We start from the raw sequence: 14,273 nt of genomic DNA, 5'->3' as shown, positions 1-14,273 counted from the left end.
GGTTGTTGGTTGTTAGTGGTTAGTGGTTTATTACCCCTCATACTCCTCATACTCCACCCTTACCTTAAGCTGCTACGCGTCTACACACTCCCCACCTCCCTTCTCCTAACTCTGCCATGCGTTAAGGAATTTATTGACTACTCTGTTAATAGTTTGTTTGATCTGATTCTGGCGATACCATTTTTGGAAAGCCATTTCGTAATCTTCGCCTTTGGTTTGGAAAGTATTCCAAGCATCAAGGGCTACACCTAGTCCCCAAAATAGGAAAATATACAGTGACCAAGATAGACCTGCGCCACCAACTAGATCAACTAAGAGTAAAACACCGTTGACAATAGTAAATTTACCAAAGCGCTTTTTAAATCTTCCGATGCGATAATTGTTAAAAGCTTGTCTTTGCTGTATTTCTCCTTGGGTAATTTGCCAATCGTGTTCTGCTAGTTTCAGGGTTTCTGGGGGAATTTCTAATTCTGTAGCAATTTCTAAAAGTTGTTCATAGGAAAATTCTTTTTCTTGGTCTTTGGCTTGGCGGGCGATCGCCAAGTGTAGAATTTTCTGTATATCTTCTTGAGTGTAAAAACGGGTGGCTCGATCTTCTGGTGCTGTCATGGTCATGTCTCTATTATTACTTTAGTTATTAGTATTTTTACTTAGTAATGATTCCGGAATGGTGCGATCGCCAGCAATGGACTTGCCAACATCCTTAGACTAGCAAATCTACGGTTAGTTTTGGTTGTTGGTTATTGATAATCAGTTGTGGGGAATGCGTTAAATGCGCCAAACCAAAATTCTTTTGTCATATCCGCCACTAGCAAATAACTTTCCATCGGGACTAAAGGCGATCGTACTTACCCAGTCGGTATGTCCCTCAAGTGTATTCAGTAACTTTCCTGTGGTTAAATCCCATAATTGTACTACACCTTGTTTCCCACCACTAGCTAAGATACGTCCATTGGGATTAATAGCAATGGCATTTATCCAATTACTATGATTCAATGGATTGTTGTTTTCTGTAAGAGTACCAGCGAAATCTCCTGTTTTGGCATCCCACAGTTTAATAGTGCCATCATGGCTAGCAGTAACTAAAGTTTGTCCATCTGGGGTAAAAGCTAAACCACTGACTACTTGAGTGTGCGCGGAAAACCGACGGATGAGTTGACCAGAATTTAAGTTCCATAACTTGACTACACCCCGAGTCTCACCACTGGCGAGAATCTGACCATCTGGACTAATCGTAATTTTAGAAATGTTGTTGTAGTGTACTAAAGTAGCTAGGGGACGCTTTTTCACCAAATCCCAGAGGCGAATACCATCTAAACCACCACTAGCGAGAATTTTTCCATCAGGAGTTGCAGCTAAAGATAGAACGTTGCTAGTGTGACCGATGAAGGAACGAGTAAATTTGTTAGTTTTGAGATTCCAAAGATTAACAGTGTAATCGTTACTACAGCTAGCCAAAGTTTGACCATCTGGTGAAATCAGCACAGATTCGACAGCTGTTTTCTGAGCCTTGCGAATGGTTCCTATGATATCGCCATTTTTGATACTCCACAGGCGAATTACACCATCGTTGTGTGAACCTCCACTCACCAAAGTTTTGCTATCGGGACTGAAGGTCAGGGATTTAATGCTTCCTGAATGATTTTTAAAGGTATAAATTCGCTGGGGTTGAAAAAAGTTGTGGCTAGTTTCAGGATTTGGTCTGGCTTCAACAGTTGCAGGATTTACAAGTGGTATTTGTACCAAGGAAGCGATCGCCACAGCACCTGCTATACTAAGCTTAGTTGCAAAGGAAATTTTTAATCTGATATTTAGGATTTTGTCAAACACTTCACTATAACTATTACCCATATATTTTTGATTAGAACTACGAGCGATCGCCTCAGACTTACTTTCTTTTGTAAGTCAAGAAAAAAAACTCCACAAGAGTGAAAACCATAAATTTAGCGATGCTGCGCGAATCTTCTAATCTTGAATATAAAATTTTAAACTTAAACTCTACTGGGGTGGTTTCTTCTTAGCAATACTCAGCATTGGTAAAGTCGGACTCGAAGAGCGTGAAGGTAAATAATGTTGCACCACAGTCTCTTCAGCAGGTAGAGGGCGACGCCGTTGACGCAGCCAAAATTTTATTAAAAGCGTTATTCCTGCTGTTCCTAAACCAAAAGCGAACAAAGACCACTTATCGTCAAATCCACCGATAAGCGCTTCTACCACTCCCATCGTAATCACTACGCTGATTAGCGGTTCTTTCCGGTAGGATGACTTTAAAAAACGAGGCAATAGAGCATTCATCACAGTTTGGTTTATTTCAGTTAACCTTTTATGTAAATTTACTGAAAAATATTAATCTACATTTAGCGCTCAGAGCTAAGTTTTACATTTACATCATAATATTATATTTATTTCTTAAACGAGAGTATTACAGCAAACCACTTCTGGGGGGTTTTCCGAACAGCCATAGAACCCTGACTTTTATTAAAGAAGCCTTTTGTTGTTCAGATAAGAAAACCAGCTGGAATATCCAACTGGTTGAAATCTTCATTTATCACTCAACACAGTTCGTTAGTACTCTTTGTGTCTTAGTGTCTTGGTGGTTTCAAGATGATCTTTTTCACCACCAAGACACCAAGACACTAAAACACCAAGACAAATCAATTATTTTCAGACTCGCACCTCCAAAGGTTAGAGTAAAACCTTAACTGAACCGTATCGCTTTATCATTTAATTCAAAGTAGTACATTAGTACTTTTATGCAATTTACTTCAGACCTAGCCATGATAGGACACCCTTGTCGGTGAAGTATTCAATCAACACCATCAGAATAAAGCCAATCATTGCAGCTCGGCCATTCAAGCGCTCAGCATATTCATTAAATCCAAATTTTGGCTCTTCTAGCTTAGGGGTGACGCTGGGTTGTGATTGTGTCATCATTTGAAAAATCCTTTTGTTGGGAAATGTAAATTACTACACTTTTGTGGTAAAGCATATTGAGCTGTGTAGCTCAACTACTGTTTTACATTTTTTTATTATTCTTAATATATTTTAGAAATACTCAGAAAATCGTCAAGTCCATATACGAGATCAGGGAAGGGGGAATTAGTTGCTATATTATTCTCCCCACACTCCCCATAGTCCCCGATCCCAAAATGGAGTCAATGTTAAATTGGTGATATCAGGGCAAACTCAGGTAAATTCGTATTTTTGGATTCAACATACCAGGGATAAGACTGACAAACTAAAGCTAAACAAAAATTAAATTAATTAGGGGCAGTGAATGGATATAGGTGTTCCCAAAGAAACTAAAGACCAAGAGTTTCGAGTTGGTTTGAGTCCCTCTAGTGTTAGGGTACTCAAAGAAAGTGGTCACAATATCTTTGTAGAAACTCAAGCCGGTGAAGGTGCTGGATTTACAGATGATGACTACAGAAATTCCGGCGCAGAAATAGTCCCAACACCAGAAGCCGCTTGGAATCGCGAGTTAGTGGTAAAAGTCAAAGAGCCCCTAGCTACTGAGTATAAATTTTTGCAAAAAGAGCAGGTTCTATTTACTTATTTACACTTAGCGGCTCATCGGGATTTGACCGAGCATTTAATTAATAGTGGCGTCTGTGCGATCGCCTATGAAACAGTGGAACAACCTGGCACAAACAGGTTACCTCTACTGACACCCATGAGCGTCATTGCTGGGCGCTTAGCAGTACAGTTCGGAGCAAGATTTTTAGAACGGCAACAAGGGGGTAGAGGTGTCCTTTTGGGTGGAGTACCTGGCGTTAAACCAGGCAGAGTGGTAGTTTTAGGCGGTGGTGTAGTTGGCACAGAAGCCGCTAAAATTGCCGTCGGCATGGGAGCCAGCGTTCAAATTCTGGATGTGAATGTAGAACGCTTGAGCTACTTAGAAACCCTTTTCGGCTCACGAGTAGAACTACTTTACAGTAATTCTGCTCACATTGAAGCGGCAGTTCGCGAAGCAGATCTCCTGATCGGTGCAGTTCTTGTACCAGGACGAAAAGCACCAATTCTCGTATCTCGTGAATTAGTCAAACAAATGCAACCAGGGTCAGTCATTGCCGATGTGGCAGTTGACCAAGGCGGCTGCATAGAAACTGTGCATCCTACATCTCACACCAAACCTGTCTATGTTGAAGAAGGTGTATTGCACTACGGCGTTCCTAACATGCCAGGGGCAGTTCCTTGGACAGCAACTCAGGCACTTAATAACAGTACTTTACCATACGTGGTGCAATTAGCAAACCAGGGAATGGAGGCGCTAAAAAATAACCCTGCATTAGCCAAAGGTGTCAACGTGCAGAATCATCGCTTGGTGCATCCGGCTGTACAAGAAGTGTTTCCTGACTTAGTTTAGGAGCTAGCCCTCGTCTTGGTGTCTTTGTGCCTTGGTGGTAAAAAAGCATTTTTGAAACACCAAGACACTAAGACACAAAGAAGAAATGTAAAATATGACTACTACTCCTTGGACTCTCCCTGCTAACGTTGCTCTGGCTGTGAGGGCAGACGCTATGTATGGGCTGTTTGCAGCACCACCTCAAGCAGGCGATCGCTCACAAACAGACCTCTACATTCTTGCTAGTAGTCTTGCTGAGGAAGTCTTCGGAGAGGGGAATTATCGAAGGCTGAAAATTTTTACAGGGGAAGCACTGGTTGGACTTCGCTATCAGCCTCTTTTACAGGGGTATGTACCGGAGGGAGAAGACCTTTCCCAAGGGTTCCGTCGGGAGCTATGCCCTATGCTCAATGGCACTATCCCTTTGAAAATCAGGAGGTGGTGGCTGGGAATTTTCCTGCTGATTATATATGTGAGGCGATCGATCAGACACGGGGCTGGTTTTATAGCCTACATGCTCTTGCTACTTTGCTTACAGATACTGGCGGTTCTCTGGCTCATATCGCTCAGGATTCCCCTGCCTTCTAAAATGCGATCGTCCTGGGACACATTGTGGATGAAAAAGGCGAGAAGATGTCTAAGTCCAAGGGAAATACAGTCAACCCTTGGACTGTCTTGGATGCTCAAGGAGCCGATGCACTGCGGTGGTATCTTTACAGCACCAGTCCACCAGAGAATACTAAGCGCTTCTCCCAGGGACTTGTTGAAGATACTTTACGCGATTTTTTGATGACACTATGGAATACTTACAGTTTCCTAGTGCTTTATGCCAACCTCGACCAGCCAGATTTGCAACAGGATGTTCCTGTCTCGGAGCGTCCTGAGATCGATCGCTGGTTGGTGTCCAAGGTGAATGTACTGATCCGAGATGTAACTGAGCGATTAGAAGCTTACGATCCCACCAGTGCTAGCCGGGCTATTCGCGACTTCGTAGTCAACGATCTCTCTAACTGGTATGTGCGTCGCAATCGTCGCCGTTTCTGGAAGTCGGAAAATGATGGCGATAAACTCTCAGCTTACAAAACCCTTTACGAGACGATGGTGATTGTTGCTAAACTCATGGCTCCTATGGCTCCTTGAGATTCGGTTTGCGCAGATCAAGGAGGCGTGCTACAACACCTGTGTGAACATCAACGATATACAGTTGAGAGTCACTCTCCAGAAAATTTCTAGTAATGGGGAGGTGGACTGATGGGGAACTCACCGGTCCCCATCTCCCACAGGACACCGGATTCCGGTACACTGAGTTTTGGTTTATTGCATTGTGAGTTGGCATGGAAATCGGACAAAAAGTAAAGGTTCTTCGTTTGCGCGATCGCGTACCTGCTCCTATTGTTAAAAGACTAGGACAAATCGGTACTATCGAAGGTTACAAAATGACCGATGGTAGCAGTGTTGGCATCGTGGTCAAATTTGATGATAATTTTTCCACTTGGTTTTTTGAAGATGAACTCAAACTAGTACAGTAAGTGATCAAAAGCCTGTCCTCTAAGTGCTGAACTAGAGAAGGAAGCTACTCAAATCAGCCGAGTGCTAAGTTGGAGTTGAAAAATCGGCGGTAAAAAATAGGAATCAAGTAATGGCCCTGATATTGACATTTTTGGGCAAAAGCGGCAGTGCTAGAACAAAAGTAGCGATTGCCGCTGCCAAACAATTGGCAAGCCAAGGAAAGCGCGTACTTTTAGCTGGGAGTGCAGAGCCAGCATTGCAAATCTTGTTGGGTATTCCTATTGGTTCTGACCCCCAAGAAATTGCTGCTAATTTGCACGTTGTTCAGTTTCAGACTTCTGTACTACTAGAACGTAGTTGGGAGGATGTGAAAAAACTGGAAGCACAATATCTTAAAACGCCCATCCTCAAAGAGGTTTATGGTCAAGAACTATCAGTATTACCGGGGATGGACAGCGCCCTTGTCCTCAACGCCATCCGCGAGTACTACGAAAGCGGCAAATATGACGCGATCGTCTACGATGGCAATGGCGACACCTCGACTTTGCGAATGTTCGGGATGCCAGAATTTCTCAGTTGGTACGTGCGGCGATTCCGGCAATTGTTTGTCAATTCCGATCTCGGTAAAGCAATCTCCGAATCGCCCTTGATTCAACCGCTAATTAGCACTTTTTTCAATATCAACTGGACATCGGATAACTTCGCCCAACCTACTAACCAAGTTCACAACTTTTTAGACAAGGGTAGAGCCGCTCTCGCGGATCCTAAAAAAGTTGCTGCTTTTTTGGTGACAAGCAATGATCCTGTTGAAATTGCTTCTGTGCGCTATCTCTGGGGTAGCGCCCAACTAGTTGGTTTAACCGTGGGTGGCATTATCCTTGTATCTAATGACAGAACTGTCCAAGTTTCCGAGCAATTTACTCCCCTTCATGTGAGTGTGGTTCCAGATGTCAAAACAGAAGATTGGCAAGCCCTGATTGATGCTCTACCAAATTTTGTAGAACAAGCGGTACAGGCTCCCAAACCGATTGAAATTAACATCCAAGAACACAAGGTAAGCTTATTTTTGCCTGGATTTGATAAAAAACAGGTCAAACTCACTCAATACGGGCCAGAAGTGACTATTGAAGCTGGAGACCAAAGGCGGAATATTTTCCTACCTCCCGCCTTGAGTGGTAGACCTGTTACTGGTGCTAAGTTCCAAAATAATTATTTGATAATCTCGTTTTAGGCAAGAGGTGATGGGTAATCGGTAATGGGTAATGGGAAAACCACCAAATTACCAATTACCAATTACCAATTACCAATTACCAATTTACAAGTACAGCCTATGTCTGATTCAACTCCCATTACCCCTGATTCCAATACATCCACAGACCAAGCAAATGGTACTGTTGACCGCAGTGCTAAGACCAGGCAACTTTTGGGTATGAAAGGTGCAGCGCCTGGAGAAAGTTCGATTTGGAAAATCCGCCTGCAACTGATGAAGCCAATTACCTGGATTCCTTTAATGTGGGGTGTAATCTGCGGTGCGGCTTCTTCTGGTGAATTCACTTGGACGCTAGAAAATGTCCTGAAGGCAGCAGTTTGTATGGTGCTATCAGGGCCATTGATGGCTGGTTACGTGCAAATCCTGAACGATTACTATGATCGCGAAATTGATGCCATCAACGAACCCTACCGCCCAATTCCCTCTGGAGCAATTTCCATACCCCAGGTAATTACGCAAATATGGGTATTACTCATTGCTGGTATAGCAGTTGCCTTTGCCCTTGATAAATGGGCTGGTAATGAATTTCCCACAATTACAACGATCGCGATCATCGGTTCATTTGTCGGCTACATCTATTCTGCCCCGCCCTTGAAGTTGAAGCAAAACGGTTGGTTGGGTAGCTATGCTTTGGGTGCCAGTTATATTACTTTCCCCTGGTGTACTGGTCACGCTTTATTCGGGGAACTCAACTGGAAAATAGTTGTCCTCACCCTGATTTATAGTTTGGCTGGCTTGGGCATTGGTATCATCAATGACTTCAAGAGTGTCGAAGGCGATCGCAAACTCGGATTAAAATCACTGCCTGTAATGTTTGGTGTTACAACAGCTGCTTGGATTTGTGTGATTATGATCGATGTCTTTCAAGCTGCGATCGCTGCTTATTTAGTTTACATCCATGAAAATTTGTATGCCGCTATTCTGGCATTACTCATCATCCCGCAAATTACATTCCAAGATATGTATTTTCTGCGTGACCCTTTAACTAATGATGTCAAATATCAAGCCAGCGCTCAACCTTTCCTAGTTTTGGGAATGCTTGTGGCTGGTTTAGCAATTGGTCATGCTGGCATCTAGTGAACAGTGATCAGTTATCATTTAAAAAAACTAAATCACTGATATCTCTTTAGTCAGAAGTCATGAGTGAGGAATGAGGAGTTAATATAACTATAACTTCTCCTTTCTCACTCACATTTTTTGTAGATTTTCGCAATCATCGCCGTGTCGCAAATAATGCATTTTCTTTTTTTTACAATTCAAAAGCTTCTTGTGCCGATTTGTTTTATCAGCGCCTGGGTATTGGTTACTATGGTGGTTTGGAGTTTGTGGGCTGCAACCCGCGATGGTGTCAAAACAGCCCAAAAAATGCACCAAATTCCCTGCGCTGGTTGTCAGTATTTCACCGATGATCATCGTCTCAAATGCACAGTCCACCCTTCCATTGCTAACACCGAAGAAGCGATCCAATGCATAGATTACCAACCAAAAACGAATTCTATGTTTTATTAGTTGGTGGTTGGTGGTTGGTGGTTGGTTGTTGGTGGTTATTTACTACTCCTCATACTCCTCATACTTCCCCATCTCCCCATCTCCCACTACCAATTCTCCATTTCCAATAGCACCTTTAACACACCTTTTGTTTGAGCATATCTAAAAGCTGCTATTGCTTCTGAAAGTGGGTAAAAAGCTTGAATGAGGGGTTGTACGTCCACTTTCTCTTGTGCAAGTAGTTCGAGTGCGGGTGCAAACGGACCGCAACGCGAACCAATCAGAGTAATTTCATCGACTACCAAAGTAGAAGCGTCTAGACTGAGATTACCAGCATAGGTACTTTTGAGTACCAGTGTACCACGGGGACATAAAGCACGGCGAGCGATCGCAAATCCTTCAGCATTGCCTGTACACTCTACGGAAATATCAAAAGTCCTGTCTGTCACCGCATCCGCGAAGCCTGTTTTGATGCCTCGTGCTTCTAAATTGACTAGCTTATCACGATGGCGTCCCACCACCAAGAGATCACAACCAGTCAAAGCCAAAGTTTGGGCTACTAATTGCCCTAGCTTACCATCCCCAACGACTAACACTTTGTCATTGGGGTGCAATGCTATCTGCTGCTGAATCTGCAATGCCGCAGCTACAGGTTCAGTGAATGTTGCGATTGCTGTAGGAACACTCTCTGGTACAAGATGTAGATTTTCTACAGGTAAACACAGATAGTCAGCAAAAGCACCATTGCGGTTAACAATACCCAGCACAGTCCGGTTTTCGCAATGAGTTGAATTCCCGCTACGACAAAAGCGACATTTACCGCATACAGCGTTAATTTCACCGACAACACGGCGATTGACTAAGTTTTCTGGGCCTTGTTCTACAACACCGACAAATTCATGACCTAAAATGCCAGTGTAGGGGTAATAGCCTCTGGTTAGTTCCAAATCAGTGTTACAAATACCGGCACATAAAACCCGTACTAATGCTTCCCCTGGTGGCGGTTCGGGGATGGGAATATCGGTACGCAATTGCAGTTGCTTGTTTTCCAGCCACAGTCCTTTCATATTAATAGCTGAACCTATCGGGCATTGTGTAAAGAAAATGACACTATTTACTCAAAGTAAGTTACTGGCATACGCAAGAATCCTAGCAAATGAACAGCAAAGCTTCCCAAGCAAAAAACTATTCTTTTACCTTTTAACTTTGACTTTTTACTTTTTACTCTCGACTTTACCTGCTTGCGCTGCAACAGTCAAAAGTTCCTGTCCTCCCAAGTTAGTCATGGCTGCACCGCCTAGCAATGTAGATACAATCTTTCCAGATTGGGATAAAAGTTGTGGCAAACCAGAGAATTTTATTTACAGTCGTCAACAGATGTTGACAGAACTAGCAGAAGCAAATGTGGTGTATCTGGGGGAAACTCACGATAGTTCTGTGGATCATCAAAATCAACTGCAAATTATTCAGGAACTTCAGCAGCATCATCCTAAAATTGCTGTTGCGATGGAGATGTTTCAGCGTCCCTATCAAGGTGTTGTTGATCAATATCTAGCAGGTAAACTGACTGAACAAGAACTATTAGAGAAAAGCGAGTACGAAAAACGCTGGGGTTTCCCCTGGAAAGATTATGCCCCAATTCTCCAGTTTGCCAAAGAGAAACAACTACCCGTTTTAGCTTTAAACACTCCGACAGAAATTACACGCAAAGTTGCACGTCAAGGTCTAGAAAGTCTCACTGCATCCGAAAGGAAATTTATTCCGCCTTTTTCAGAAATTCGTACTGATAACCAAAAGTATCAACAGTTATCACTACAAGCTTTTCAACAGCATCAAAATGCTGGACACGGTAATAGTTCTGGTGCTGAACGCTTTTTTTTGGCGCAAGTGTTATGGGATGAAACAATGGCAGAAGGAATTGCAAAGTTTGTCAAAGCTAATCCAGATTATCAAGTCGCAGTATTGGCTGGACAAGGACATATTGTTTACGGTTACGGAATTCCTAGCCGGGTTGAACGTCGTCTTGAAAGTCAGAAATTAATGCAGCGATCTGTTTTACTGAGTCCTCCCCAAGAAGCTATAACAGGTAAAGATGAGGTGGCGATCGCTGATTTTATTTTTAAATTATAGATTTAAGTAAGGTTTTGCGTATAAGTTTGGTTTTTTTAGTCTCCTAATTTTAAAGTGCTATACGTAAATCTCACCACTTTCAATCCCTGATAGGGATTTTAGTTGATTTCAACTCCACCGATTAAAGCACCTGTCAAAGCACTTGCGCCAAGCGTTTCAATCCCTGATAGGGATTTTAGTTGATTTCAACGGCGACTGATAAAAGCCATGCGATCGCCCCCATGTTTCAATCCCTGATAGGGATTTTAGTTGATTTCAACATGATTAATAGCGCGATCGCACCTTTGCAACAGCGTTTCAATCCCTGATAGGGATTTTAGTTGATTTCAACCCTGGAGTAGCTTTTGAAATCAGGCAGCGTCAAAGGTTTCAATCCCTGATAGGGATTTTAGTTGATTTCAACTACCCCAAGCAGTTAAGACGCTCCACAATGCTCGTGTTTCAATCCCTGATAGGGATTTTAGTTGATTTCAACTCACACCTATCGATACACAGCGGCTTTACGAGTCGTTTCAATCCCTGATAGGGATTTTAGTTGATTTCAACTCCATGCCATTTGAACGTTGCCGATACTGAAATACTGTTTCAATCCCTGATAGGGATTTTAGTTGATTTCAACCGCGATCAGGAGCGCTCATTGTCGCTGGGAAAATATGCGTTTCAATCCCTGATAGGGATTTTAGTTGATTTCAACTTCTCAATCTCTTCTTTGCGTGCGTCGTTTGTCTCGTTTCAATCCCTGATAGGGATTTTAGTTGATTTCAACATGAGAAGAGAAGCTATGGCAGCGTCGTTAATTGGGTTTCAATCCCTGATAGGGATTTTAGTTGATTTCAACTGTGGGCGTCGTTAGAAGCCCATCATTTCGTTGATGTTTCAATCCCTGATAGGGATTTTAGTTGATTTCAACCTAAGGTTGTGTATCAAATTTATGGGGTTACTGGCGTTTCAATCCCTGATAGGGATTTTAGTTGATTTCAACTTTTTTCTCTTTTAAAGAAATCGATATTTGGTACGTTTCAATCCCTGATAGGGATTTTAGTTGATTTCAACCTTAATCCCTACAGCAAGCCATTTGAATATCTGCGTTTCAATCCCTGATAGGGATTTTAGTTGATTTCAACGATATATTGAAAGCTAAAAGAATTCAGAGAGTGGTTTCAATCCCTGATAGGGATTTTAGTTGATTTCAACACAAACATCTTACCCAGAACAGCTAACTGTTCAGTTTCAATCCCTGATAGGGATTTTAGTTGATTTCAACCTCGATGACGAAGATACATTCTCCGCACTCCCGGAGGTTTCAATCCCTGATAGGGATTTTAGTTGATTTCAACATTTCCAGGATGCCTTCCCAAGATGGAGGGTAAATGTTTCAATCCCTGATAGGGATTTTAGTTGATTTCAACCAGAGTTTAGCACTCAAGTGCTGAGCGTATTCCAGGTTTCAATCCCTGATAGGGATTTTAGTTGATTTCAACACGAGACTATCTTTGCCACCGGAGATTGAACAGGTTTCAATCCCTGATAGGGATTTTAGTTGATTTCAACTGCTGCAAAGCAGTTGCAGCATCACCAGTCACCAGGTTTCAATCCCTGATAGGGATTTTAGTTGATTTCAACTTATATTAAAAATGACACTTATTTTGGGTTACAGGAGTTTCAATCCCTGATAGGGATTTTAGTTGATTTCAACAGAGATGATGGCATTGCTTTTGGGTTTCCCCAAGGTTTCAATCCCTGATAGGGATTTTAGTTGATTTCAACCCTCACTTCGTGAGTGTAAGTGTATTTGTTAGCAAATGTGTTTCAATCCCTGATAGGGATTTTAGTTGATTTCAACGGAAGCGTGGTTGCGGAGCAAAGGAATAATTCAAGATTCCCGTTTCAATCCCTGATAGGGATTTTAGTTGATTTCAACTAAGTGTAAATCCAAAAGAAGATTGAAACTTGCCGCGTTTCAATCCCTGATAGGGATTTTAGTTGATTTCAACTGAGCAATATGTATCCACCAATTCCTCTCCCTCAAGTTTCAATCCCTGATAGGGATTTTAGTTGATTTCAACGGACAGTGTGGGCTTTCTACTACTACGATCAAAGTTTCAATCCCTGATAGGGATTTTAGTTGATTTCAACTGATTCGCAATTGCAGGCGGGAATATTGTTTGGGGTTTCAATCCCTGATAGGGATTTTAGTTGATTTCAACTTGTGGATGAGTGGAAGGCTGATAAAGTAGCCTTCCCCCAGTTTCAATCCCTGATAGGGATTTTAGTTGATTTCAACGTTCGCCATCAGGTGAGAAAGGCAGAGGAAAGGTTTCAATCCCTGATAGGGATTTTAGTTGATTTCAACTCAAGGCGATCCAAAGCATCTCCCGGGATAGAGAGCCGTTTCAATCCCTGATAGGGATTTTAGTTGATTTCAACAGGGTTTACAGCGGATAAAGATTACATAGGGAATAGTTTCAATCCCTGATAGGGATTTTAGTTGATTTCAACAAGAAAAAAGGAGACATGTTATGAACTTAGCAGCTGTTTCAATCCCTGATAGGGATTTTAGTTGATTTCAACTCGGCTCAGCTTTTCTACTCTTTTTTGATTCATTGTTTCAATCCCTGATAGGGATTTTAGTTGATTTCAACAAAGCACCTCGGAGAAGCATTGTAATTAGTCGCGTTTCAATCCCTGATAGGGATTTTAGTTGATTTCAACGAAAATCCTATGATGGGGTACTGAGAAAAAAGGATGGTTTCAATCCCTGATAGGGATTTTAGTTGATTTCAACAGTTTGCTTTTGTTTTTCCTTCGTCATTTATCCCCGTTTCAATCCCTGATAGGGATTTTAGTTGATTTCAACTCTACAGAAAGGATTTCGGTAGTCAAAAAGTCGTTTCAATCCCTGATAGGGATTTTAGTTGATTTCAACCTTCATGAGATGGCGAGACTTCCCACTTTGTCACAGTTTCAATCCCTGATAGGGATTTTAGTTGATTTCAACTCGCTACGGATGTGGCGGAGAATTTGTCGCTTTTTGTTTCAATCCCTGATAGGGATTTTAGTTGATTTCAACGCGTCAAGCACTCAATCTCTCTTCCGGTTTGTTGTTTCAATCCCTGATAGGGATTTTAGTTGATTTCAACCCATCTTTTCTGGGCGCGCACTCATACACAAAGGTTTCAATCCCTGATAGGGATTTTAGTTGATTTCAACGCGAAAAGGTTCAGGAGTAGAAGGGAGAAAAGAGTTTCAATCCCTGATAGGGATTTTAGTTGATTTCAACGCTGCCCTGTAAAGGTTGCTGACAATTACTAGCTGTTTCAATCCCTGATAGGGATTTTAGTTGATTTCAACCGCTACAAACTTAAACCCTTACAGTATTTAGTTTTCAAGGTACAGTGGTGCAAACCTGTCATCATAATATCATTTCAGCCATTAGGTGACAAGAGAGCCTCTCAAAATTTCAGCCTGAAAGCTTTGTATAGTAAGCGTTTTGCTATTGGTGCAGACCTATTTTCGCTACTTAATCGATGA

General features: G+C 42.1%; 12 protein-coding genes, 1 pseudogene and 1 CRISPR repeat array. Of the genes and pseudogenes, 8 read left to right on the top strand and 5 right to left on the bottom strand.

What is annotated here, in order from left to right; genetic code table 11:
* Positions 1-105: 105 nt before the first annotated feature.
* From UYK_RS0118610 to UYK_RS25815, 4 genes are all read right to left on the bottom strand, one after another.
* A complete protein-coding gene (locus UYK_RS0118610; RefSeq protein ID WP_009453914.1) occupies positions 106-609 on the bottom strand; it encodes a 2TM domain-containing protein in 504 nt (167 codons plus the stop codon).
* Positions 610-768: 159 nt separating this feature from the next.
* Positions 769-1,851: a WD40 repeat domain-containing protein gene (locus UYK_RS0118605; RefSeq protein WP_016871925.1), complete on the bottom strand. Its 1,083-nt coding sequence runs from the start codon at positions 1,849-1,851 to the stop codon at positions 769-771.
* 147 nt (positions 1,852-1,998) lie between these two features.
* Positions 1,999-2,295 carry a hypothetical protein gene (locus tag UYK_RS0118600; RefSeq protein ID WP_009453907.1) on the bottom strand — a complete coding sequence of 99 codons (297 nt, stop codon included), beginning with the start codon at positions 2,293-2,295 and terminating at the stop codon, positions 1,999-2,001.
* 465 nt (positions 2,296-2,760) lie between these two features.
* Positions 2,761-2,934, bottom strand: coding sequence for a CAB/ELIP/HLIP-related protein (locus tag UYK_RS25815; RefSeq protein ID WP_009453905.1), 174 nt, complete (start codon positions 2,932-2,934; stop codon positions 2,761-2,763).
* A gap of 343 nt (positions 2,935-3,277) precedes the next feature.
* Here UYK_RS25815 and ald point away from each other — a divergent pair, with 343 nt between their 5' ends.
* The 7 genes and pseudogenes from ald (at position 3,278) to UYK_RS0118555 (ending at position 8,633) form a co-directional block, all read left to right on the top strand.
* Positions 3,278-4,366, top strand: a complete 1,089-nt coding sequence (ald, locus tag UYK_RS0118585; protein WP_009453899.1) for an alanine dehydrogenase — start codon at positions 3,278-3,280, stop codon at positions 4,364-4,366.
* 375 nt (positions 4,367-4,741) lie between these two features.
* Positions 4,742-5,044, top strand: a pseudogene (locus tag UYK_RS27370) (class I tRNA ligase family protein); the annotation flags it as partial.
* Positions 5,045-5,134: 90 nt separating this feature from the next.
* The gene (locus UYK_RS0118575) at positions 5,135-5,485 is read left to right on the top strand and encodes a class I tRNA ligase family protein (protein WP_016871920.1); all 351 of its coding nucleotides are present in this window, start codon (positions 5,135-5,137) and stop codon (positions 5,483-5,485) included.
* Between the two features lie 194 nt (positions 5,486-5,679).
* Positions 5,680-5,874, top strand: coding sequence for a cytochrome b6f subunit PetP (gene petP / locus UYK_RS0118570; RefSeq protein WP_009453891.1), 195 nt, complete (start codon positions 5,680-5,682; stop codon positions 5,872-5,874).
* Positions 5,875-5,984: 110 nt separating this feature from the next.
* Positions 5,985-7,085, top strand: coding sequence for a Get3/ArsA fold putative tail anchor-mediating ATPase NosAFP (locus UYK_RS0118565; protein WP_009453889.1), 1,101 nt, complete (start codon positions 5,985-5,987; stop codon positions 7,083-7,085).
* A gap of 99 nt (positions 7,086-7,184) precedes the next feature.
* Positions 7,185-8,201, top strand: a complete 1,017-nt coding sequence (chlG, locus tag UYK_RS0118560; RefSeq protein WP_026086513.1) for a chlorophyll synthase ChlG — start codon at positions 7,185-7,187, stop codon at positions 8,199-8,201.
* A gap of 156 nt (positions 8,202-8,357) precedes the next feature.
* Positions 8,358-8,633 carry a hypothetical protein gene (locus UYK_RS0118555; RefSeq protein WP_009453882.1) on the top strand — a complete coding sequence of 92 codons (276 nt, stop codon included), beginning with the start codon at positions 8,358-8,360 and terminating at the stop codon, positions 8,631-8,633.
* A gap of 86 nt (positions 8,634-8,719) precedes the next feature.
* Here UYK_RS0118555 and UYK_RS0118550 read toward each other — a convergent pair whose 3' ends face one another.
* Entirely contained in the window at positions 8,720-9,679 is a 960-nt protein-coding gene (locus UYK_RS0118550) for an MDR/zinc-dependent alcohol dehydrogenase-like family protein (RefSeq protein ID WP_009453881.1), read from the bottom strand.
* Positions 9,680-9,716: 37 nt separating this feature from the next.
* Between UYK_RS0118550 and UYK_RS0118545 the strand changes: the two genes are divergently transcribed.
* Positions 9,717-10,742: a ChaN family lipoprotein gene (locus UYK_RS0118545; protein ID WP_009453880.1), complete on the top strand. Its 1,026-nt coding sequence runs from the start codon at positions 9,717-9,719 to the stop codon at positions 10,740-10,742.
* A gap of 76 nt (positions 10,743-10,818) precedes the next feature.
* Positions 10,819-14,093: direct repeats of the CRISPR family, unit length 37 nt; unit sequence GTTTCAATCCCTGATAGGGATTTTAGTTGATTTCAAC.
* Positions 14,094-14,273: the final 180 nt, after the last annotated feature.

It is taken from the genome of Fischerella thermalis PCC 7521, assembly GCF_000317225.1.
In the GTDB taxonomy this organism is placed as follows: domain Bacteria; phylum Cyanobacteriota; class Cyanobacteriia; order Cyanobacteriales; family Nostocaceae; genus Fischerella; species Fischerella thermalis.
The sequence above is the reverse complement of the archived record's forward strand: the minus strand, read 5'-3'. Positions and strand labels throughout refer to the sequence as shown.